We start from the raw sequence: 21,800 nt of genomic DNA on the forward strand, positions 1-21,800 counted from the left end.
AATCCCCCCTAAATTGAATTCATCATTTGAAACATCGGCATAATCATCGCTAAGTACATCAGAATGACTATAACCCCAAGACATGTAAATAAAATGGGTTGAATCACAAATAACATACGTTTAATTTTTTGTTCTACCTTTTCAATAATGTGCTCACTGTAATCACCAAGCTCATTTGCTAAATTACCGTTTGCTTGTCCATGCGTAATGATATAAGAAAGTTCTTTCTCATAATAACCGCTTTTATCAATAATAGATTGTAACGGTTCTCCTGCAATTAATTGCCGCTCAATTCGGGCTGCTTCATACTGAAAGAATGGATGATACTTTTGCTTCATCATTATTGTTAATGCTTCGTGCACTGACAATCCACCGTGTAATAAACCACTTAATTGAGCGGAAAAATAATGCGAATGATTTAAAATAGAAAATGTTTTCATAAGGGGAATACGGATCATAATCTTTACCTGTTGAGTAGGCGGAAGTTTTCGGAAATAAAATATATATAAACTAAATCCCGTTATAACGATAAGAAAAATGATATAAATGAAGTAGGGTAATAATTTAATTGCAACTAAAATTTGCTCCGTAAGTGGTGGTGCTGTAGAACGTAAAGAACTATACATCATTTCAAACTGAGGCAATAAAATGAGGTTAAAAACAGAAAGCATAATCATTAAAAAAAATGATAAAAACATAGGATATTGCATTACTTTCATCATATCTTTCCTATATTTATCCTTCTTGTAAAGAAGTACACTCCCTTGTTGCAAAGCAAAAGAAATATCACCGTGTCGCTCTGCATAAAACAAATAACTTAACACCTCCGGATGAAACATTAATTGATGAAAAGAAGCATGCAAACTTTGTCCATTTTTCAATCCCTCGATCATATGCTGTAACTGTAATTTCTTCCCTAACGGTAGTTGAAACTGCAAAAATTCTAACGCCTGTAAAAGTGAGTAACCTTTCTCTAATAAATCACTTAATCTTTTCCATAATAATACTTGATCACTTAAACTCCATTTTCCCTTAAACATATACATCTTCTTCTAAAAAGCCTAAAGCATACCCTTTTCGCACCGACGATTCCAACGTTTCATAGTGATACGTAACATGTTCTCCACTTGCTTCTTTAATCGCTTGTTTTAATTCATATCCATATAACAGTTCATAAATGCTTGCCTGCCTCACTTGCCTCATTGATTTACATAAAGTTGAACACTTCCCTCTGCAAAACGGACATTTTAATTCAACGAGTCGCTGAGCAGCTACAGCCAATAATGATTGTTCAATTTCTTGCCTTGTAATACCATAATCCATAAATCGTAGTATCGCTCCTTTCGCATCATTTGTATGCAAGGTTGTCATCACTAAATGTCCCGTCAAACTGGCCCTTACAGCTACTTTTGCTGTTTCTTCATCACGAATTTCGCCAACTAAAATAATATCTGGATCGTGACGCAAAATAGCCTTTAATCCCGTTTCATATGTGATACCAGCTTTTTCATTTATTTGAATTTGTAATAAACCGTCTTTTCTTCTCTCAACTGGATCTTCCAGCGTAACGATGCGACGTGTTTCTCCTTTTCTTGCTACTTCTAATAACGCATACATTGTCGTTGTTTTTCCAGAACCAGTCGGCCCAGTAAATACGAGTAACCCATGAGAATGCTTTAAAAAAGAGAGTAATTTTTCCGCTGTACTTGGAAATAACGAAAGATGAGACAACGGCTGAACAGATGCTTGTAAATGGAGGCGAATAACTAGACTTTCTTGATATACTGTTGGAAGTGTTGAAAGGCGTAAATACACTTCTGATCCATCAATTTGCAAATATAATGAACCATTTTGAGGCTTTCTCCTCTCTCCTATATCCATTGATGCTAAAAACTTAAAGTGCGAAACAAGCTTTTCTCCAAATTCCTTTTCAATACACCTTTTCGTAATTAAATCTTTCCCTATACGTAATTGAATCGCCACATCCTTTTGCCTGGGCACAATATGTAAGTCTGATGCTTGCACCCTACAAGCTTCTTTCATAATCATATTTGCAAAAAGCTCGACACTATTCATCAAGTTTCCCCTCCTCACTATGTATATATCATGAAAAAATGCACAAGAAAAATTAGAGATTTTGTATTTTCACTAAGAGAAAAAGGAAAAATATGTTTGTGAAATTATGAACAATTTCCGAATTATTGTCTGAAATTACCTATATGGAAGTTTATCTGTATTATAATGTTAATATCTTGGATAAAGTGATAAAGGTGGAGATCCTAATGGAACAAGCTTTAAAAATTACAGGTGTATTATCTGACCCTACTCGTTATTATATTTATAAATATATTTCGCAAAAGCATAATTACGTAACTGTACAAGAAATTGCAGATGAGTTTAACATTCATCCAAACGTAGCGCGTTTACATTTATCTAAATTAGAAGATGTTAATATGCTCAAATCAGAAACAAAAAAAACTGGGAAAGGCGGCAGACCAAGCAGACTATACGTCTTGTCTCAAGATGTCATCCAGTTACAATTCCCATTTCGCGATTATCAATTATTAGCGCAGATAGCATTTAATTCACTGCTAAGCTTAGGTAGCGCTGGTGAAAAAGTGCTATATGAAACAGGGAAACAATTCGGCAAAGAATTAATGCAACAACATATGCATCGCTTAAATGTAAGTGCAGAAGCATTGACGATAGAACAAAAAATGCTAATCGCAAAAGAAGCATTCTCAACAGCTGGTTTATCTCCTGCTTTTGAATTAAGTACAGATGGCACAAAAATTTTCTATGATGTACACAATTGCCCATTTAAAGAAGTTGCTGCGCATCATCCGACTGAAATTTGTAATATGCACGGAGATATGATGAAGGGGATTTTTGAAATCCTATTCCCGAACGTGGAATTAACACGAAACGATAGTCTACTAGATGGATGCAAATCTTGTAACTATAAAGTGCAAATTTAATTTTCTATCTTATAAGAAGTCAATTATTATAATTGGCTTCTTCTCTTTTATATGAACGAATATTTACAATAGTATGAAAAATAAACTATAATGAAGAGAGGTTTTACTTTTTCTAGAAAAGGAGGGAGATGGCATGGAGCGCATGTTTCGCGTTCTCGGCTTTTGGACTGGAATTTTCTCGGTTATGTTTTACGTAGGGGATATGCATTCGACCGCACTACTATTTTTAGGACAAACAGGATTCTTCGTACTTTTAAGTTATTTAAAATTAACAGAGCGTATGTATATATACGTATTCGGGGCATATTTAACCGTTTTCTTCATCGGATTTACATGGTACACAACATTTTTACTTGTCCCTGGAGCTGGACATTAAAAGATGGCAATTTGCCATCTTTTTTTTAATTCCGCAATTCCCTAGTTGACTTATAGGTTTTATTACCTTATATTCTATATAACACATTGGAATTAGGGGGAATCAACATGAATACACTGCTTGTCGGAATTAACATCACAGTCATGCTCATTTTAGTTGGCGTATTGTATTATATGCAACGTAAGCATGTATCTTTTAATAGACGTGTATTTACTGCTTTAGGAGTCGGAATTATCTTCGGTCTTATATTACAATTTATTTATGAGCCTACTTCTAAAGTAATTATCGAATCAAATACCTGGTTCGGTTTAATTGGTAACGGTTATGTGAAGTTACTTCAAATGATCGTTATGCCACTTATTTTAGTATCTATTATTTCAGCATTTACAAAATTACAATTAACGAAAAACCTTGGTAAAATCAGTGGTCTTATTATCGGAATTTTAATTCTTACTACAGGAATTGCCGCAGCTGTCGGTATAGCTGCAAGCGCAGGATTTGATGTATCAGCAACAGGATTACAACAAGGTGATGCAGAATCCGCTCGTCTGAAATTAGTAGAAGAAAGATTTACTTCTATTGAAAAGACAACAATTCCAGACAAATTATTAGAACTGTTGCCTACAAATCCGTTTCTTGATTTAACAGGTGCTCGTCCAACATCAACAATTTCTGTTGTAATATTTGCAGCATTTATCGGTATTGCCTTTCTCGGTGTAAAAAGAAAGCATCCAGAACAAGCAGAGCTATTTAAGAAGATGCTTGATGCTGTATATGCAATCGTAATGCGTATGGTAACGTTAATTTTACGCCTGACTCCATACGGCGTATTAGCTCTTATGGCAAAGACAGTTGCTGGTAGCGATATAAATGCTATTTTAAAACTTGGTAACTTCGTGTTAGCTTCTTACGTAGCTCTTATCGTAATGTTTATCATTCACTTATTATTAATCGCATTATCTGGTTTAAATCCAATTCAATATTTGAAAAAAGTTTTCCCTGTATTAACATTTGCATTCACATCTCGCTCTAGTGCTGGTGCAATGCCATTAAATATTGAAGCACAAAAAGAAAAACTTGGTATTTCTGAAGGAATCGCTAACTTCGCTGCATCCTTTGGGGTATCTATCGGCCAAAACGGTTGCGCAGGTATTTATCCAGCGATGCTTGCTATGATGGTCGCTCCAACTGTAGGAATTGATCCATTACAACCACAATTCATTTTAACTTTAATCGCTGTCGTTGCTATTAGCTCATTCGGTGTTGCCGGCGTTGGTGGCGGTGCAACATTCGCAGCGTTAATCGTACTATCTACAATGAACTTACCAATCGGCATTGTCGCTCTTGTTATCTCAGTTGAACCATTAATCGATATGGGTCGTACTGCTCTTAACGTAAGTGGTTCTATGACAGCAGGTCTTATTTCTAGTAAATGGCTTGGTGAATTAGATCAGGATACGTACAATCAAGATGCTGTAAAAACTGGTGAGATTGCATCATAATAAAAAGGACGCTAACAATTTACTGTTTGATATTATCCCCTTTAAGTAGACAGTGTAAAAAGACCATGCACATACATGGATGTTACACTATTACTTGGAGGGGATTTTTCATGACTAAAAAAGGTTCAATATTTATTACATATTCAGAAGAATTAAAGTTAGCGGCTGTTCAAAGTTATTTAAACGGAGAAGGAAGTTACAATATGATAAAGGAAAAATATCAGATTAGAAGCTCTACACAACTAAAAAATTGGGTGAAAAAATATAAAGAATTTGGTGAAATTACAGATACTCGTGGAAAAAATGGTGGAATGAAAGGTATATCAAATCCTCTAAAAGGCAAACGCGTTCATTTTAAGACGATTGAAGAGGAACGTGACTACTATAAGGCACAGGTTGAATATTTAAAAAAGCAGTATCCGAATCTGTAAATGGAGGTGCACTAAAATATACGGTGAGGTATCATATCATTGAATCATTAAAGGGGAAATATCCAGTTATATGGCTTACGAAATTTGCGGGTGTACATCGTTCAAGTTACTATAAGTGGATTCATACAAAAAGTATGAAAAACATGCGACTAGAATCCGAGAAACGATTAAAAAAAGTAATACAATCTATTCACGTAAGGCACAAGGAATATGGTTATCCACGTATGAAAATCGCTTTACAGGAAGAGGGATATTTTATAAATCACAAAAAAGTATATCGCTTAATGAGCGAGCTCAACATTCAATCTATTATTCGAAAGAAGCGTCGCTTCTTTAAAGGGAACTATTCCAATGTTTTTCCGAATGTTTTAAACCGTGAATTCAAAGATCGCCAACAAAATGAAGCGCTTGTTACAGATATTACTTACCTACGATTCCAAGAGGGATTTCGGTATCTTTCTGTTGTACAAGATATTTATAATAACGAAGTTGTTTCTTGGAAAATATCCAAGCGCAACGATAATGAACTTGTATTAGATACAATTGAAATGTTGGCACAAAAAAGAGATGTGCGTGGAACCATTCTCCATTCAGATCAGGGATTCCAGTACACATCTCACGCCTACAACAAACGACTTTTAGGTTTAGGTATCATTGGCAGCCACTCTCGCAAAGGAAACTGCCATGATAATGCCTGTATTGAGTCATTTTTCTCCCATTTTAAATCGGAAATGTTGTATTTGAATCATTTTAAAACAGAAGCAGATTTAATACAAGCAATTGAAGAGTATATTTATTTTTATAACTATAAACGGTTCCAAAAACGACTCAACCACCGAGCTCCGATAGAATATCGAATCTCGATGGCTGCTTAGTCTTTTTAATATTGTCTACTTGACAGGGATAAGACCAGTTAGCGTCTTTTTTTATTATATGCCATCTCTATACATCTTATCTTGAAAGTTATCACTCCAAGTATTCTTCTAGTTGCTCTTTTAACTCCTCTTCAATCTCATAGTAAGATTCATCAACAAGTTCCCCTATTTTCTTACTCCCCAAAATTCTCGATTGAATTGGCATTCCTAAAAAAACATTTTCGCATTTCCAAATTGGAATGATGTAAAATTCAATCATCTCCTCTTCTTCATCTAATACCGCTATAGAAACTGATGAATAATAGCCCATTTCAAAGGGATTCTCCTTATCTCTTGCAAATTCCATACATAATTTTATATTTTTTTCTATGTATAAATGTGAATACTCTTTACAAAGTTTAAGTGATATTCGCTCTATTTCCTTTTCCATGCATTGAATTTTCTCTTTCAATTCCAATGTAAAATTTTGTTCTTTATACTTCATTTCCGCCTCCTTACACACAGAAAAAGAGAATACAATAACATATTCTCTTTTCTCAAATATATTTCATTATCTCACAGCCCGTCCTTTTACAAATAACCATTTTGCTCGCACCATGTATGAAATTGTCCTACATCTACTCCAACTAACACGATATCCTTTAGCTCTACAGCAATACTTTGTTCCCCAATTACAATAGCAAAGTGGGTTTCTAATTGTTTTTCATTTTTCTTTACAGTTCCAATTCGGTTCCGATGCGGCCCATCTTTTATATATGCTTTTTGTCCTACAATATCAAAGTTCAAGATTCTCACCTCTTTTACTGCGCTCAAATTGGAAATACAATCTCCACCTCGGAAAATTTCCTTTCATTGCACTATTTCTCTATATATATGACGAAACAATAAAAGAGTCCTTCCTTCTTTACAATTATTTTTTCTTTGTTTCATTTTTATGATTAAAACGTAAAGATTATAATAAAATACACTTGGAAGCGCTTTCTACGTAACTTTTTATGTTATAATATAAAAGTAGAACTTCGTAAAGAGGGTTAAAAAATGAATACAAACATGATTAAAAAAGTAATTGAAGCATTAAAAGTATATGGCTTTCAGGATGTATCATTCTGTGAAGAAACGAAGCAATTTTTATTTCATAACGAAACCGATATTATGAGCGGCTATGCAGCAATAACATATAGTAGTCAATTCGAAAAATTTAACGTACAAATTCATCCAATTGAAACGCATCACCAAGCAGAGTTACAAGAGGTTGAAAGACATATACAAGCTTGCATACGAAAAGTAGAGTATTTAAATGCACTTCTTACTGGACAAACAAAGCTAGATGATAAAATTATTATTATGTAAAAAAAAGAACGTGATATCCTCACGTTCTTTTTCTTTATATGTTCATCTTTTCTTTCAATTGTAATCCTGTAATGGATTGTAATACATCCATTACCTCTCCAAAAGTCATATCAAAAATCGTTTTATCTTCTATGTATGGAAACTGTCTAAAACGCTTTTCTAACATTTTCACTGCATCCGATGTGAAATTTGCGCTATCAATGCCAAATTCTGTTTCAAGAAGCACGATCCAATCTAACACGTGAAAACCTAATCCATTTACGAATGAAATCAGTTTTTCTTCTGGCTGTGAAGCTAAGAATACGTTTCGCTCCATCTCACTAAAAAGTTCTTCTCCTAAAATTCCTGCTAACTCATCATCATGTTCGCGTTCAATAATCTCTTCATAACCGTAATCATCAACAAGCTCTTCTACTTCTTCACTATCTGCAAAAAGTAATTGACTAAGAATTGCATCTTTCTTAAATTCACTGTTTTGTACAACTTCTAAAAAACTTGTTTCCCATCCATTTTCTAATTTCATATTTATAACTCCTTTATATGCTTTACTTATAATAACTGTGCCCAAAATAGACTAATGGTAACCTTCACTCTTTTTTGCAAGAAATATTTCTCGCTACATTCCCACGTCTAACATTCCACTTTATTCAATATATATGAGACAAGCCCCTCAATTTCTCCTTCGAAAATATCAACTTCTCGTAAATGGTAGAATGTAGTTTGCAGCTCATTGCCCTTGTGATATATATAAATTTTCTTTTCTAAAGCAATTGCCATCCCTAATTCTGTATGACTTCCATTCCCACCCTCTAGTATGAGTAAGAAAACATCAGCTTCTCGTATCGCTTCTTGTTCTTCTTCACCAATCTTTTGCAATTGTTCTCTATTGGTTGCTCTTTCATTTTTCGTCCAATCATATGTATGCTGCCATCCCACTTCTTTCAACTGGCTTGATACGAAACGAACAAGATGTTTATTTTGAAATCCTGAAGCAATATAAAATTTCATTTATATCCACTCCTTCAATATGTATGGGGAAACTCCTTTTTTAGCGTTAATGGGATTTTCCAAAAAAAAAATCCCCATCTTTAGAACTTATTTTCGTTTCAATGATGGGGTGCTTCATGGTCTTCTTTTATTTTTTTCTTTTTATAACTTTCATCAGCTAACATTTCTAGTTCAGCTGTTATTTCTGATTTTTCAAGCTCTCGTTCTTGTGAAAATTTCCGTGAAATATAAACAATAACACTACCAACGTACAACACAAAGCATATAATAAGTGCAGTATTTTCATAGAGACTTAGCTCCAACACAGTCACTCCTAATCCATTCGTATTTTCACGCTTAATCAATTGGAATTTCCCTATTAACCATTTGTTATTGTAACATAAAAATATCAATTCTTGGAATCTTTCATCCTACTAAAAAAGACATGATTGTTTAATCATGCCTCTGAAATATGTTGAATGATAGTTTTAATCGCTTCTTTTCCATTATATTTTTTTAATGCTGTTTTATACGTCTCATTATTATGAGATAGCTCTTCTATATGCTTTATAAGCGAGTTCACCGTTACATCCTCTTCGTATAATACCGATGCATACCCTTGTCTTTCAAAGGATTCAGCATTTAAAATTTGATCTCCACGGCTTGCAAATTTCGATAACGGAATTAAAACCATCGGCTTTTGCATTGTTAAAAATTCAAAAATCGCATTGGATCCCGCACGTGAAATAACAAAATCTGTTGCTGCTAATATATCCGGCAACTCTCCATGTACATATTCAAATTGTCTATATCCTTCTGTATTTTGTAAGGATTCATCAAGATTTCCTTTTCCGCAAAGATGCACAATTTGATAATTTTTCAGAAGATCTGGAAGTGCCGACCGAACCGTTTCATTAATTTTCTTTGCTCCTAAACTTCCTCCCATAACAGTAATAACTGATTTTTTACGGGAAAATCCTAGAAACTTTAAACCTTTTTCAAGATTTCCTCTTAGTACGTCTTCACGTACAGGCGATCCTGTATATATTACTTTTTCTTTCGGTAAGTGCTTCGCAGCTTCTTCAAATGTAACAAATATTTTCGAGGCAAAACGGAGCGCAATTTTATTTGCTAGTCCAGGTGTCATATCAGATTCATGTAATAAAACTGGCACCCTATTTAGCCATCCTCCAATTACGACTGGTACGGATACGAAACCACCTTTTGAAAAAATAACATCCGGTTTTAGTTTACGAATTGTTACGTACGCATCCATAACACCCTTCATCACGAGAAAAGGATCTTTTATATTTTTTAAATCAAAATAACGACGTAGCTTCCCGCTTGCAATACTATGATACGGAATTCCTTCTTTTTCTATAATCGTTTTCTCAATCCCTTGATGAGAACCAATATAAGAGATATCCCAGTTCTGCTTTTGTAAATGTGGAATAATTGCTAAATTAGGCGTTACATGCCCTGCCGAACCGCCACCTGTAAAGACTATTTTTTTCATACGTCTCCCCCTTCTACACTATAGTACACTAAAATACCTTGCCTCAGGGTGAGAAAATACCATAGCCGTTACAGACGCTTCTGGCTCCATCATAAATCCTTCTGTTAATGAAATACCTATTTCTTTTGGATGAATTAAGCGAAATAATTTTTCTTGATCAGCAAGTTCTGGGCATGCTGGATAACCAAATGACACGCGTATTCCTCTATATTTTGTGCGGAATCTCTCTTCCATCGTCAGTTCAGGTGAATCTGGAATTCCCCAGCGATCACGAATAAGCATATGTGTTTTTTCAGCAAGTCCTTCTGCTAATTCAAGTGCTAACGACTGAATCGCATGACTGCGTAAATAATCTCCCTTCGCCTTCCATTCCTCTGCAATATCTCGAACCCCTTCTCCAACGGTAACAGATAAGAAAGCGACATAATCCATCTCATCTCCAATCGGGCGTATATAATCTCCTAAAGTACGGTATGGTGCTTTCCCTTGTCTCGGAAATTCAAATCGCTCTATGATACGTGTGTGATCTTCCGGATCGTATATAATTATATTTTGTCCATCACTTTGCGCCGGGAAAAATTGATACACCGCTTTTGGTTTTAACCAAGATTGTCCTTCCACCAATAATTCGTCTATTAAATCATTCAATTCATGCGCTCTTTTATCTCCCTCTTTCAAAAGCTTCTTCACATTTCCTTTTAATCCAAGGTGATGTCCAAGTAGCATTTGTCTATTTAGAAATGGAGCGAGATGTGCAACGGGAATATCGCGTAATACAATTCGTTTTGTTGAATCAGGTAACATAACCGCCGCCTTCGCTAATGGCTCAATTACTGCGGGAATTTCTATTTTCTTCTCCTCTTGTTTCACAACATGAAGATGGCGTTCCTTTTTATCTCGCTTCATCTTTTCACGTTCTTCTTCTTTTTGTAATTTGTTAATAATATCAAGACCTGTCATCGCATCACTTGCATAACATACAAGCCCTTTATATGATGGCGAAATACGATTATCTGTAAACTTTCTCGTTAACGCTGCACCACCGACAACAATTGGAATATCAATATTCGCTGCTTTTAAATCTTCGGCAGTCGTTACCATTTGTTGTGCGGATTTTACTAACAAACCAGAAAGACCAATAATATCTGGTTTCTTTTCTTGTACTTCTTGAACAATTCGATCCGAACGAACATTAATTCCTAAATTAATAATTTCATATCCGTTATTTGATAAAATAATTTCAACGAGATTTTTCCCAATATCATGTACGTCACCTTTTACAGTCGCTAATAATACTTTCCCTTTTTTTGCACTATCACTAGATTCCATATGTGGCTCTAAATAACTTACGGCAGCTTTCATACTTTCAGCACTTTGTAATACTTCAGCAACGATAAGCTCATTACCATTAAATAATCGCCCCACCTCATCCATTCCTGTCATAAGCGGCCCGTTAATAATATCCAGAGGTTTTCGTCCTTCTGTAAGCGCGAGACTTAGATCTTCTTGTAGTCCTTGCTTCGTACCTTCTACAATATAGTTTGCCAGTCGTTCATCAAGTGTTAGCGTTTCTTGTATAACGACATCTTTCTTTTTGGCAACACGATAAAAGTTTGTAAATTTTTCTAACGTCTCTTTCGTCGTTTCAAATAATAATGCATCCGCAAGACGTTTTTCTTCCTCTGGAATTGACGCATAGCGCTCTAATTTTTCCGTGTTAACAATCGCATAATCTAATCCTGCTTTCGTTGCATGGTATAGAAAGACAGAGTTTAATACTTCACGTCCAGCTGGTGGTAAACCAAAAGATATGTTACTCACACCTAGAATCGTTAAACATTCTGGTAACGCTTCTTTAATAAGACGAATTCCTTCTATAGTCGCTGCCGCTGAGCCTATATATTCTTCATCACCTGTTCCTACAGGAAACACAAGCGCATCAAAAATAATATCAGATGGGCGTATACCATACTTCTTCGTTAGTAATTCATAGCTTCTTTTAGCAATCTCTATCTTTCTTTCTGCACTAACTGCCATACCATCTTCATCAATTGTCCCTACAACTATCGCAGCACCGTATTTCCGAAGAAGGGGTGTCACTTTTTCAAAACGTTCTTCTCCATCCTCTAAATTAATAGAATTGATAACACCTTTTCCTTGAATATAAGTAAGAGCTTTCGCCATAACATTTTCATCTGTTGAATCAATCATAATTGGTACTTTTAACACTTTCGTAACTTCTGCCAAGAATCTTTCCATATCTTCTATTTCATCACGATCAGGGTCTGCCATACAAATATCAATAATATGAGCATTTTTCTTCACTTGCGCTCTTGCCACTTCAGCAGCCTCTTCAAATTTCCCTTCTGCTACTAATCTTTTAAACTTACGCGATCCAATTACGTTCGTCCTTTCTCCAACAAATAGGGGCCTCATAGAATCATCGTATTGCAACGCTTCTAGTCCACTAATTCCATGTCCAACCCTTTCATGATGCTCACGAGGATTAATCGAGGCAAGCGCCAATTTCATTGCACTTATATGTTCTGGTGTTGTGCCACAACAACCACCAATAATATTAATCCATCCTTCTTCAGCAAAACGTTTTACTTTTTCAGCAAGTGACGCCGGAGATTCGTGATAATGCCCATCTTCATCAGGAAGACCAGCGTTTGGATAACAAGAAATATAACACTCCGATAAATCAGATAGAGAACGCATATGTTCCCTCATAAATTCTGGACCAGTAGCACAGTTTAACCCAACCGATAATGGCTTCATATGCTCTACCGATAAATAAAAGGCTTCGATCGTTTGACCCGCTAAAGTCGTTCCCATCGGTTCAATTGTTCCAGAAATCATAATAGGTACTATTTTGTTTAGTTCTTCAAACGCCGCTTGAATTCCAATGTACGCAGCTTTCACATTACGCATATCTTGACTCGTCTCAACGAGCAATACATCAACTTCTCCTCTTAATAGTCCTCTCGCTTGCCTTGTATAGGCTTCGATTAACTCTTCAAAAGTTACACCACCTGTAACACTAATCGCTTTCGTCGTTGGTCCCATCGCTCCCGCAACATATACTTCTTTCCCACTTTCTTTGACTGCTTGCTTCGCCAAAAACGCTGCCCTTTCGTTTAACTCTTCATCTAAATGAGACAATGCATAATCACTTAATACAATATTTGTTGCACCAAACGTATTCGTTTCAATAATATCTGCTCCAGCTTCAATGTAGACTTTATGAATATTTAAAATCACATCCGGTCTTGTTTTTACTAAATATTCATTACAACCTTCGTATTCTTCTCCTCCAAAATCTTCCGCTGTTAAGTCTTCTTGCTGGATCATCGTTCCCATTGCACCATCTAATATTAAAATTTCATGTTGTAATCTCTCTTCTATTCGTTTCATCAATTAATACCCTCTTTCACTTCTTGCTTTTCTCTCACATATTTCACGAGATGTTCTGTAATTTCATATTTTAAAAACGGCGTAATAAGATAAATACCGTTAAAATATTTCATTGCCGCATCAATCAACTCTTGTGAAATACGAATTCCTTCCTCGATAGCAGCCTCTTTCGTTTCATGTCCATCCATTCTTTGTCTTATCTCTTCAGGGAGCGTAATACCCGGTACTTCAAAATGAAGAAAATCTGCATTCCGCTTACTTACTAACGGCATAATTCCAATAAAGATAGGTTGTTCCAAATGCTTTGTCGCTTCATATACTTCTTCTATTAAAGCAACATCATATATCGGCTGCGTTAAGAAATATTCAGCTCCAGCATCAATTTTTCGTTCCATTCGCTTTACCGCTGCTTTTAAATGCCTTACATGAGGATTGAATGCCCCTCCGACAGAAAATCTTGTTGCCGGACCAATTGATTTCCCTAAAATAGAGCGACCGTCGTTCATCTCTTTAATCATTTTAATTAGCTCTATAGATGACAAATCATATACAGAAGTTGCACCTGGAAAATCACCAACGCGCGCTGGATCACCAGTTAAAGCTAGCACTTCCTCCATACCTAATGCTGATAATCCAAGCAAGTGAGACTGTAGTCCAATGACGTTATGGTCTCTACACGTTAAATGCGTCAATACTGGAATATCATGCTTCGTTAATAATGCACCCATAGCCATATTCGAAACGCGAGGAGATGCTAATGAATTATCTGCTAGAGTAATAGCATCCGCTCCAGCCCTTTTCAGTGCTCTTGCCCCTTCAAAAAAACGCTGCGTGTCTAACGTTTTCGGTGGATCTAATTCCACTACAACTGTCGTTTGTTTCTTTGCCTTTTCTGCGAGAGTAACATGAGCTCTCGAACGCTTCTCATGTGTATGGACCACTTTAGGCCTTTGAATCGTCTCCTTTGCTATTACAGGTGCAACATTTGCAATAGCACGTTTCATTCCTTCAATATGTTCCGGGGTAGTACCACAACAACCACCTAATAAACGAATACCTTGTTCAATAAAGTTTGGTGTCATCTCTTCAAAATACGCTGGACTTCCCTCATATACGTAACGCCCCTCCACATAATTCGGGAGACCTGCATTCGGATATGCTGATAAATAGCCATTTTGAGGAATCGATATCATTTTGAAAGCTTCCGTCATATGAAGTGGCCCTAGTTGACAGTTCAATCCAACAACATTGGCACCGTAATCCAAAAGCTGTTTTAATATTTCATTGACATCATTCCCATTTTGAGTCGTACCTGCCTCATGTAACGCTAACTGAGCAACAATCGGAATATTCGTTTGTTTACGCAATACTTTAACGGCATGCAATAATTCAAATTCATCATAAAAAGTTTCTAATAGTAATCCATCAACCTGTTCTTCTAGTAAAGCACCTGCCTGCTCAAGTAACATAAATTCTCTCTCTATATCAGTCGTTGTAACAGCACCAATATGTTTCATACCTCCAATTGTCCCTAAAATTGCATTCCGCTCTGTTACTGATGCTTTCGCAATATTCACTGCCGCTTTATTAATTTGGACAACTTGATTTTCTAGACCATACATGCGGAGTTTCGCTTCATTCGCACCATACGTATTCGTTTGAATAACATCCGCTCCAGCAGCTACATATTGTTTATGGATCGATATAATTAAGTCCGGGTCAGACAAATTCAATTCTTCAAAACTACTTTGTAAACCATGCGAATGTAATAACGTTCCAACCGCACCATCACCTATTACAATTCCTTTTGATAATAAATCTAGTAATTTCACGAATCTCCCTCATTTCTATCAATATAAAAACCCCCTCTTCACTTTGAAGAGGGGGACATAATTGTTCCTCCTCTTATTATGCAAAACACACGTTTTGCAGGTTTTAGCACCGTTTCAAACATTTAGTTTGAAGGTTGCCGGGTTTCACAGGGCCTTTCCCTCCACCGCTCTCAATAAGAGTTTGTCTTTATTATTTTATTTATGTAGCTAAAAGGAAATACGTTCCCCTTTTAACAATGTTTGTTAATTTTTTATAAATTTAGCATGCACTAAAATAAAAGTCAATGACACTTGCGGAAAAATAAAAATTATTTAAAATAAAGTTGCAATTCAATTATCTTTTGTTGTAAAGTTAAAAACATAATAAAAATTTCATACGAACATTCTTATCTAGAGAGGTAGAGGGACTGGCCCTATGACGCCTCAGCAACCATTAACATTCATTCGTTAATAAGGTGCTAATTCCAGCAAATTGTGAAAGATTTGACAGATGAGAAGAAGACTCTATTCAATCCGAAAGCCTTCTTCTTAGAAGGCTTTTTTTATTTTCACTTAGTCGTTCACTTTAAAAAGGGGGAATTTTCACATGTCAACAATCGAAACAAAACTAGCACAAATCGGGAACCGTAGCGAAGCTACAACAGGAACTGTTAATCCACCTGTTTATTTCTCAACTGCTTATCGTCACGAAGGAATTGGTAAATCTACTGGCTTTGACTATTCAAGAACTGGAAATCCGACTCGCGGTCTTTTAGAACAGGCAATTGCAGACTTAGAAAGTGGTGAGCAAGGGTATGCCTGTAGTTCAGGAATGGCGGCTGTTCTCCTTGTCCTTTCACTATTCCGTTCCGGAGATGAGCTTATCGTATCCGAAGACTTATACGGAGGAACATATCGTCTATTTTCCGAACATGAAGACAAGTGGAATATTCGATGTAGATACGTAGATACACAATCTATTAAACAAATTGAGCAAGCAATCACATCTCAAACGAAGGCTATTTTCATAGAAACACCGACTAATCCATTAATGCAAGTAACTGATATCGTAAGTGTAGCAAGTGTAGCGAAAAGGCACGGACTACTTCTTATTGTAGATAACACGTTCTATACACCTTATATACAGCAACCATTAACAGAAGGTGCAAACATCGTCCTTCATAGCGCAACTAAATATTTAGGCGGACATAACGATGTACTAAGCGGACTTGTCGTTGCGAAAGGGAAATCTCTTTGCGAGGAGCTTGCTCATTATCATAATGCCTCTGGTGCTGTCTTAAGCCCGTTTGATTCATGGCTATTAATTCGAGGGATGAAAACTTTAGCACTCCGCATGAAACAGCATGAAGAAAACGCTCATGCAATTGTTGCTTATTTAAATGATGAAGATGGTGTGACAGATGTATTTTATCCAGGAAGAGGTGGTATGATTTCATTTCGCCTTCAAGATGAAACTTGGATTAATCCTTTCTTACAATCTTTATCCTTAATTACATTTGCTGAAAGTCTTGGCGGCGTCGAAAGTTTAATGACTTATCCAGCAACGCAAACTCATGCCGATATTCCAGAAGATATTCGAACAGCACGCGGTGTGTGTAATCGTCTTCTCCGTTTTTCAGTCGGCATCGAAAATAGCAATGATTTAATTCAAGACTTAAAGCAAGCAATTAAACTTGTAAAAGAAGGTGTAAAAATATGAGCTATTCCATAGATACACTTTTACTGCATAATCAATACAAGCATGACTCACACACAGGAGCTGTTAACGTTCCCATCTATAACACATCAACATTTCATCAGTTTGATGTAGATGCTTTCGGAAAGTATGACTATAGTAGATCTGGAAATCCAACACGTGAAGCTCTTGAAGATATCATTGCTTTATTAGAAGGCGGGACAAAAGGATTCGCCTTTGCATCAGGCATTGCAGCCATTTCTACTGCATTTCTCCTTCTTTCACAAGGTGACCATGTTCTTATTTCAGAAGATGTATATGGAGGCACTTATCGAATTGTTACTGAAGTTCTCTCCCGTTATGGTGTTTCACATACATTTGTTGATATGACCAATGTGGAAGAAGTAAAAGAAAACATTAAACCAAATACGAAGCTCTTTTATGTAGAAACACCTTCTAACCCACTTTTAAAAGTGACAGATATTCGTGCTGTTTCTAATCTTGCAAAATCTATTGATGCTCTTACTTTTGTTGATAATACATTTTTGACACCACTATTTCAAAAGCCACTTGATCTTGGCGCCGATGTTGTTCTTCATAGTGCAACAAAATTTATTGCTGGTCATAGTGATGTCACCGCCGGATTAGCTGTCGTAAAAGATGAAGAGCTTGCTCAAAAGCTCGGCTTTCTACAAAACGCTTTTGGTGCTATTTTAGGACCTCAAGATTGTTCTCTCGTGCTTCGCGGCATTAAAACATTGCATGTACGTCTCGAACATTCAGCTGCAGGTGCCAACAAAATCGCACATTTTTTACAAGAGCACTCTAAAGTTCAAAATGTCTATTACCCTGGATTACAATCACATCTTGGTTATAGTATTCAACAAAATCAAGCAACATCGGCTGGAGCTGTTTTATCTTTCACCTTACAATCCGAAGATGCACTGCGCCAATTCTTATCAAAAGTTAAACTGCCTGTTTTTGCGGTTAGTCTAGGAGCTGTTGAATCTATTCTTTCATATCCAGCAAAAATGTCACATGCAGCCTTATCACAGGAAGCACGTGATGAAAGAGGTATTTCCAATTCATTACTCCGTTTATCGGTTGGTCTTGAAAATGTTAACGATTTAATATCCGATTTCGAAAATGCTCTTTCTTATGTAGAAGAACCTGTAAATGCATAGAGAGAAAAGAAGATATGAAATTAAGTTTTCATATCTTCTTTTTATGCTGTCTAGCATATTCATTTTAATGTTTTTTCTTTTTGTATCGTTCATTAAAAAATAAAAATATATCATCTATTTCCAAGTAATGGATTAATTGATATATTAAGAAATAAAAAAGGGGTAAAAATAATGGATACTTGTGCAGATATTTTAATCGTTATCGATTTACAAAATGGGGTATGTTATAGCGGAGAGCATTTATTTGATTTACAAAACTTGCTTACAAAAGTAAATAAAAGAATTTCTTCATACAGAAAATCAAATAAACCAATCATTTTTGTTCAACATTGTGATGATGATTTAGTACCCGAAAAAGAACTTTGGGCTATTCATACCGATCTAGATGTTCAAGAACAAAATTTTTTTGTACGAAAAACACATGCAAATTCATTTTATAAAACAAACTTAAAAGAAATTTTAGATCAATTATCTGTACATCGTATTGAATTTTGTGGTGCCCAAACAGAGTACTGTATGGATGCTACGATTAAATTTTCTCATGGATTGGGATACGAAAACTTCATGGTACAGAAAGCAACCTCTACTTTGAATAATTCATTTATGTCTGCACAAGAGACGATTGATTTTTATAGAAATATATGGAACCACAGATTTTTAAAGTTGATAAAAGATGAACTCTAGAATAAATGACTAATGACTTGATTATTCTAAGATTTATCAGTTACATCCAAACATTTCATTATCATCATAAAGAAGCTGATCATAATCAGCTTCTTTTCTTTTAACCTGTTATATATTCTGTATATAATATTATAATTCCTTTGTCATATTATTTTAAAAATTTCGTATATTCATTTGAAAGAATAAGAAAATCATGATAAAATTGTGTTACGAATATATCTATATCTTTCAATTTTTGAAACGCATCAAAATTTTCACCCAAAAATGTCATTTTACAAAACTGTGCAAATTTATCTATTTTATTTACATCAGGGTCTCTTTTCTTACAATTTCTTTACTTTAGGACTTTTTTTCTGCAACAACTGTTTTCTTTTCTTTAATTTTTTGGTATGTATAGTATGGTATAACAGCTCACACGGAGGTGGAAAAGAACATGTTAGAAACCTTTCAAAAAGAAATAGAACTTTATGAAAGCAATGCAGAATTATTGAAAGTGCTTGCTCATCCTGTTCGCTTATGTATTGTAAAGGGATTAATTGAACGTGGCCCAAGCAACGTTTCTACAATGTACACAGGCTTAAACATGCCACAATCTACAATTTCACAGCATTTAGCAAAGTTAAAAAGTGCTAAAATCGTTTCTAGTGAAAGAAAAGGATTGGAAATTTACTACAAAGTAGAAAACGAAACAATTATTCAACTCGTTCGCGTATTATTAGGTTAGGGACCTATAGGCAGAGAAAAAGAACGTATTCTATATTTTTCATCTCATATCTTTAATATAAATATATATCATGAGAGGAAATATATAATACTACATAAGTCGTATTAAAAAACAAGACACAGAAATATACTGTGTCTTGTTTTTTCATATTGTTAAATATTGATTCAAAAGTAAATTCTTCATATCTTTCGTGTGCATAACAACATCAAAGGCACTTCCTAAGCTTCCGTTCAAAATCATAGAACGAACTGCTCGATTTCGTTTTTGAGTTTCAGAAAAAGGGTTGGTATCTTGATGGCTAGCAAGCTGATCTAATATTCCTGCTGCTAACAAAAACTCTGATTGCTTCCTATGCCATATCGTATTAATTCCTTGTAGCTCAAAATTCATCTTCAACTCATCCCAATGAACGTGCGTAGTAAGGTCCATTTCTCCTGGATATGCAAGCGGATTACGAATTAGCTTATGCTTATAATATCCTCTTAAACTTCCTTCATGATGTGCAGGATGCATCCATTCTTCTTTTGTATATCCATAATCAACTGTAATACATATACCTTTCTGAAACCATTTCGCAATCTCTTCTATATACTCTTCCATTGCAATAGGCACTTCAAAGCGCTGTCCCTCAGCAATATGAATGTTATATTTCAATAAGTAACGACCGACTCTTTTCTCTATCGGTCTAAATACTTCTGTAAGGTTGCCCTCATCTGTATACGTGATACGTACTTCATACAAAATTCCATTTCTTTTCTCAACTATATCAACAGGAAACGCATCAAATAATTCATTCGAAAAAATAATTCCTTCGAAAGACTCTCCCATTTCAATATAAGATGTATAATACGACACATTATCAAATAAGCAAAGCCTCTCCTGTTGTAGCCTTCTATGAAAAGGGCTCACTTCAATAATTGAATAGTTTAAATTGATAAAGGTTTCCGGAGATAATTGTTTCCATTCTTGTAAAATATCATAGGCAAACTTTCCTGTTCCCCCACCAATCTCACAAATATTTGGAGAAACTTCTCCCTTTTCAACAAGCCGAATAAAAAACTTAGCAAAAGTCTTCGCAAATACAGAAGATACATTGCTACTCGTAAAAAAATCTCCCTGTCTGCCAATTTTTTCACGTTCTCTCATATAATACCCATGTTCCTCTGCATATAATACGAGGTTCATATACGTACTATATGAAATCGAATGATCCTTTTCTTTTCCCATCCATTCTCTTAAAATGAGCTCCATCCCCATAATGACTCCTTATTGTAAAAATGGATTATTTTCTTTTTCAAAACCAATGCTTGTTTCTGGACCGTGTCCACATAGCACCGCTGTTTCATCTGGTAATACAAATAATTTCTCTTCAATACTTCCAATTAATTCAGCAAAACTTCCACCAGGTAAATCCGTTCTTCCAATACTCATTTGGAACAATACATCTCCAGAAAATACAGCATTCGCTTCTTTACTATAATAAGAAATACTTCCTGGAGAATGTCCTGGTGTCTCAAAAATTTCAAAACTAAAAGAATCAATCGTTAATGTACCCTCTTCGTCAATAATATGATCTGCTGGTTTTGCTGTAATACTGCGGTTCATCATAAAAATTTGTGAGCCATTCACAGTTGCATCACCTAACCAATCCGCTTCTTCTTTATGTACGTATACAGGAATATGAAAAGCGTCTCTCACCGCATCAACAGCACCGATATGATCGAAATGAGCATGTGTTAATAAAACCGCAAGTGGTTTTAACTGTGCTTCTTGTAAATATGTAACAAGTTTCTCTCCTTCATGGCCAGGATCAAAGATAATACACTCATTTTGATCATTCGTTAAAATATAAGCATTTGTTTGTAATGGGCCTAACGGCATTTGTATCCATTTCATATGAAAATCTCCTCCAGTTATTTAATTTACTTTTAATGATACAACATTTCTTTCTCTTAGGAAAAGAAGGGGTGTTATCTCGACAATCATTTTTAAAACATGTACAATATAAAAGAGTAAATATTCTAAAAACTCATCCTGAGGAATGAGTAGACAGAGGAGGATATTGTATGGGCCTTGTTATTATTTTTACGCTAGTCACTCTGTTAGCTGTATTTGCTACGCTTAGAACACTTCGCGAAAAAAACTTATTCGCGGGCGGCTTCGCTATTGCAACCGTACTTGTTTTCGGATGGTTTACAATCATGACTGTTCTATATAATGGGTACCCACCAGCAGCTTAATCCATTTACATTTTTATTCTTCAACAAGA

The 21,800-nt window shown here is 35.4% G+C and carries 23 protein-coding genes and 2 riboswitches; of the genes, 11 read left to right on the forward strand and 12 right to left on the reverse strand.

What is annotated here, in order from left to right:
• Positions 1-8 precede the first annotated feature (8 nt).
• Both comGB and comGA read right to left on the reverse strand, forming a co-directional pair.
• Positions 9-1,046, reverse strand: coding sequence for a competence type IV pilus assembly protein ComGB (gene comGB / locus MHB76_RS20045; protein WP_016106152.1), 1,038 nt, complete (start codon positions 1,044-1,046; stop codon positions 9-11).
• On the reverse strand, positions 1,033-2,076 hold the full coding sequence (comGA, locus tag MHB76_RS20050) for a competence type IV pilus ATPase ComGA (protein WP_016106153.1): 1,044 nt from the start codon (positions 2,074-2,076) through the stop codon (positions 1,033-1,035). The genes comGB and comGA overlap by 14 nt, the downstream gene beginning before the upstream one ends.
• A 206-nt stretch (positions 2,077-2,282) precedes the next feature.
• Between comGA and MHB76_RS20055 the strand changes: the two genes are divergently transcribed.
• From MHB76_RS20055 to MHB76_RS20070, 5 genes are all read left to right on the forward strand, one after another.
• The gene (locus tag MHB76_RS20055) at positions 2,283-2,978 is read left to right on the forward strand and encodes a helix-turn-helix transcriptional regulator (RefSeq protein ID WP_340987481.1); all 696 of its coding nucleotides are present in this window, start codon (positions 2,283-2,285) and stop codon (positions 2,976-2,978) included.
• A gap of 133 nt (positions 2,979-3,111) precedes the next feature.
• Complete coding sequence (locus MHB76_RS20060; protein WP_002015110.1) at positions 3,112-3,354, forward strand: DUF2626 domain-containing protein; 243 nt, start codon at positions 3,112-3,114, stop codon at positions 3,352-3,354.
• 107 nt (positions 3,355-3,461) lie between these two features.
• Positions 3,462-4,856: an L-cystine transporter gene (locus tag MHB76_RS20065; RefSeq protein ID WP_078172813.1), complete on the forward strand. Its 1,395-nt coding sequence runs from the start codon at positions 3,462-3,464 to the stop codon at positions 4,854-4,856.
• Between the two features lie 110 nt (positions 4,857-4,966).
• Complete coding sequence (locus MHB76_RS26345) at positions 4,967-5,287, forward strand: transposase (RefSeq protein ID WP_016103355.1); 321 nt, start codon at positions 4,967-4,969, stop codon at positions 5,285-5,287.
• A gap of 23 nt (positions 5,288-5,310) precedes the next feature.
• Complete coding sequence (locus MHB76_RS20070; protein ID WP_016103639.1) at positions 5,311-6,162, forward strand: IS3 family transposase; 852 nt, start codon at positions 5,311-5,313, stop codon at positions 6,160-6,162.
• 91 nt (positions 6,163-6,253) lie between these two features.
• Here MHB76_RS20070 and MHB76_RS20075 read toward each other — a convergent pair whose 3' ends face one another.
• Both MHB76_RS20075 and MHB76_RS20080 read right to left on the reverse strand, forming a co-directional pair.
• Entirely contained in the window at positions 6,254-6,646 is a 393-nt protein-coding gene (locus tag MHB76_RS20075) for a hypothetical protein (protein ID WP_078172812.1), read from the reverse strand.
• An 86-nt stretch (positions 6,647-6,732) separates the two neighbouring features.
• Positions 6,733-6,948 carry a DUF3912 family protein gene (locus tag MHB76_RS20080; RefSeq protein WP_002160480.1) on the reverse strand — a complete coding sequence of 72 codons (216 nt, stop codon included), beginning with the start codon at positions 6,946-6,948 and terminating at the stop codon, positions 6,733-6,735.
• Positions 6,949-7,200: 252 nt separating this feature from the next.
• Between MHB76_RS20080 and MHB76_RS20085 the strand changes: the two genes are divergently transcribed.
• Positions 7,201-7,512, forward strand: coding sequence for a hypothetical protein (locus MHB76_RS20085; RefSeq protein ID WP_002160479.1), 312 nt, complete (start codon positions 7,201-7,203; stop codon positions 7,510-7,512).
• A gap of 34 nt (positions 7,513-7,546) precedes the next feature.
• Here the strand turns inward: MHB76_RS20085 and MHB76_RS20090 are convergent, their stop codons facing one another.
• The 6 genes from MHB76_RS20090 to MHB76_RS20115 form a co-directional block, all read right to left on the reverse strand.
• Positions 7,547-8,035: a hypothetical protein gene (locus MHB76_RS20090; RefSeq protein ID WP_002160478.1), complete on the reverse strand. Its 489-nt coding sequence runs from the start codon at positions 8,033-8,035 to the stop codon at positions 7,547-7,549.
• Between the two features lie 107 nt (positions 8,036-8,142).
• Entirely contained in the window at positions 8,143-8,520 is a 378-nt protein-coding gene (locus MHB76_RS20095; RefSeq protein WP_002034029.1) for a nucleoside 2-deoxyribosyltransferase, read from the reverse strand.
• A 98-nt stretch (positions 8,521-8,618) separates the two neighbouring features.
• Positions 8,619-8,861: a DUF3966 domain-containing protein gene (locus tag MHB76_RS20100; RefSeq protein WP_088099555.1), complete on the reverse strand. Its 243-nt coding sequence runs from the start codon at positions 8,859-8,861 to the stop codon at positions 8,619-8,621.
• A 95-nt stretch (positions 8,862-8,956) separates the two neighbouring features.
• Positions 8,957-10,015, reverse strand: a complete 1,059-nt coding sequence (locus tag MHB76_RS20105) for an undecaprenyldiphospho-muramoylpentapeptide beta-N-acetylglucosaminyltransferase (RefSeq protein WP_078172811.1) — start codon at positions 10,013-10,015, stop codon at positions 8,957-8,959.
• 18 nt (positions 10,016-10,033) lie between these two features.
• Entirely contained in the window at positions 10,034-13,432 is a 3,399-nt protein-coding gene (metH, locus tag MHB76_RS20110; protein ID WP_078172810.1) for a methionine synthase, read from the reverse strand.
• Positions 13,432-15,264, reverse strand: coding sequence for a bifunctional homocysteine S-methyltransferase/methylenetetrahydrofolate reductase (locus tag MHB76_RS20115; RefSeq protein WP_340987486.1), 1,833 nt, complete (start codon positions 15,262-15,264; stop codon positions 13,432-13,434). Before MHB76_RS20115 ends, metH begins: the two co-directional genes overlap by 1 nt.
• Positions 15,265-15,334: 70 nt before the next feature.
• Positions 15,335-15,444, reverse strand: a riboswitch (SAM riboswitch).
• A gap of 203 nt (positions 15,445-15,647) precedes the next feature.
• Positions 15,648-15,761: riboswitch (SAM riboswitch) on the forward strand.
• 89 nt (positions 15,762-15,850) lie between these two features.
• Here MHB76_RS20115 and metI point away from each other — a divergent pair.
• The 4 genes from metI (at position 15,851) to MHB76_RS20135 (ending at position 19,531) form a co-directional block, all read left to right on the forward strand.
• Positions 15,851-16,963, forward strand: coding sequence for a cystathionine gamma-synthase/O-acetylhomoserine thiolyase (metI, locus tag MHB76_RS20120; protein WP_002160474.1), 1,113 nt, complete (start codon positions 15,851-15,853; stop codon positions 16,961-16,963).
• Positions 16,960-18,123: a cystathionine beta-lyase gene (metC, locus tag MHB76_RS20125; RefSeq protein WP_002160473.1), complete on the forward strand. Its 1,164-nt coding sequence runs from the start codon at positions 16,960-16,962 to the stop codon at positions 18,121-18,123. The genes metI and metC overlap by 4 nt, the downstream gene beginning before the upstream one ends.
• A 171-nt stretch (positions 18,124-18,294) precedes the next feature.
• Positions 18,295-18,807 carry a cysteine hydrolase family protein gene (locus MHB76_RS20130; protein WP_340987487.1) on the forward strand — a complete coding sequence of 171 codons (513 nt, stop codon included), beginning with the start codon at positions 18,295-18,297 and terminating at the stop codon, positions 18,805-18,807.
• A gap of 433 nt (positions 18,808-19,240) precedes the next feature.
• A complete protein-coding gene (locus MHB76_RS20135) occupies positions 19,241-19,531 on the forward strand; it encodes an ArsR/SmtB family transcription factor (RefSeq protein ID WP_000894375.1) in 291 nt (96 codons plus the stop codon).
• A 144-nt stretch (positions 19,532-19,675) separates the two neighbouring features.
• Here MHB76_RS20135 and MHB76_RS20140 read toward each other — a convergent pair whose 3' ends face one another.
• Together MHB76_RS20140 and MHB76_RS20145 are read right to left on the reverse strand one after the other, a co-directional pair.
• Positions 19,676-20,788, reverse strand: a complete 1,113-nt coding sequence (locus tag MHB76_RS20140) for a class I SAM-dependent methyltransferase (RefSeq protein WP_340987489.1) — start codon at positions 20,786-20,788, stop codon at positions 19,676-19,678.
• A 9-nt stretch (positions 20,789-20,797) separates the two neighbouring features.
• The gene (locus MHB76_RS20145) at positions 20,798-21,427 is read right to left on the reverse strand and encodes an MBL fold metallo-hydrolase (protein ID WP_016106164.1); all 630 of its coding nucleotides are present in this window, start codon (positions 21,425-21,427) and stop codon (positions 20,798-20,800) included.
• 170 nt (positions 21,428-21,597) lie between these two features.
• Here MHB76_RS20145 and MHB76_RS20150 point away from each other — a divergent pair, with 170 nt between their 5' ends.
• A complete protein-coding gene (locus MHB76_RS20150; protein WP_002111850.1) occupies positions 21,598-21,771 on the forward strand; it encodes a DUF2759 domain-containing protein in 174 nt (57 codons plus the stop codon).
• Positions 21,772-21,800: the final 29 nt, after the last annotated feature.

Origin of the sequence: Bacillus sp. FSL M7-1345, from assembly GCF_038006985.1 — a bacterium.
Lineage (GTDB): Bacteria > Bacillota > Bacilli > Bacillales > Bacillaceae_G > Bacillus_A > Bacillus_A cereus_U.

What these genes read in the sequence shown, in the direction of transcription:
- comGB (WP_016106152.1), bottom strand. Translation starts at nt 1,046, where the DNA reads ATGTATATGTTTAAGGGAAAATGGAGTTTAAGTGATCAAGTATTATTA.
- comGA (WP_016106153.1), bottom strand. Translation starts at nt 2,076, where the DNA reads ATGAATAGTGTCGAGCTTTTTGCAAATATGATTATGAAAGAAGCTTGT.
- MHB76_RS20055 (WP_340987481.1), top strand. Translation starts at nt 2,283, where the DNA reads ATGGAACAAGCTTTAAAAATTACAGGTGTATTATCTGACCCTACTCGT.
- MHB76_RS20060 (WP_002015110.1), top strand. Translation starts at nt 3,112, where the DNA reads ATGGAGCGCATGTTTCGCGTTCTCGGCTTTTGGACTGGAATTTTCTCG.
- MHB76_RS20065 (WP_078172813.1), top strand. Translation starts at nt 3,462, where the DNA reads ATGAATACACTGCTTGTCGGAATTAACATCACAGTCATGCTCATTTTA.
- MHB76_RS26345 (WP_016103355.1), top strand. Translation starts at nt 4,967, where the DNA reads ATGACTAAAAAAGGTTCAATATTTATTACATATTCAGAAGAATTAAAG.
- MHB76_RS20075 (WP_078172812.1), bottom strand. Translation starts at nt 6,646, where the DNA reads ATGAAGTATAAAGAACAAAATTTTACATTGGAATTGAAAGAGAAAATT.
- MHB76_RS20085 (WP_002160479.1), top strand. Translation starts at nt 7,201, where the DNA reads ATGAATACAAACATGATTAAAAAAGTAATTGAAGCATTAAAAGTATAT.
- MHB76_RS20090 (WP_002160478.1), bottom strand. Translation starts at nt 8,035, where the DNA reads ATGAAATTAGAAAATGGATGGGAAACAAGTTTTTTAGAAGTTGTACAA.
- MHB76_RS20095 (WP_002034029.1), bottom strand. Translation starts at nt 8,520, where the DNA reads ATGAAATTTTATATTGCTTCAGGATTTCAAAATAAACATCTTGTTCGT.
- MHB76_RS20105 (WP_078172811.1), bottom strand. Translation starts at nt 10,015, where the DNA reads ATGAAAAAAATAGTCTTTACAGGTGGCGGTTCGGCAGGGCATGTAACG.
- metH (WP_078172810.1), bottom strand. Translation starts at nt 13,432, where the DNA reads ATGAAACGAATAGAAGAGAGATTACAACATGAAATTTTAATATTAGAT.
- metI (WP_002160474.1), top strand. Translation starts at nt 15,851, where the DNA reads ATGTCAACAATCGAAACAAAACTAGCACAAATCGGGAACCGTAGCGAA.
- metC (WP_002160473.1), top strand. Translation starts at nt 16,960, where the DNA reads ATGAGCTATTCCATAGATACACTTTTACTGCATAATCAATACAAGCAT.
- MHB76_RS20130 (WP_340987487.1), top strand. Translation starts at nt 18,295, where the DNA reads ATGGATACTTGTGCAGATATTTTAATCGTTATCGATTTACAAAATGGG.
- MHB76_RS20135 (WP_000894375.1), top strand. Translation starts at nt 19,241, where the DNA reads ATGTTAGAAACCTTTCAAAAAGAAATAGAACTTTATGAAAGCAATGCA.
- MHB76_RS20140 (WP_340987489.1), bottom strand. Translation starts at nt 20,788, where the DNA reads ATGGGGATGGAGCTCATTTTAAGAGAATGGATGGGAAAAGAAAAGGAT.
- MHB76_RS20145 (WP_016106164.1), bottom strand. Translation starts at nt 21,427, where the DNA reads ATGAAATGGATACAAATGCCGTTAGGCCCATTACAAACAAATGCTTAT.
- MHB76_RS20150 (WP_002111850.1), top strand. Translation starts at nt 21,598, where the DNA reads ATGGGCCTTGTTATTATTTTTACGCTAGTCACTCTGTTAGCTGTATTT.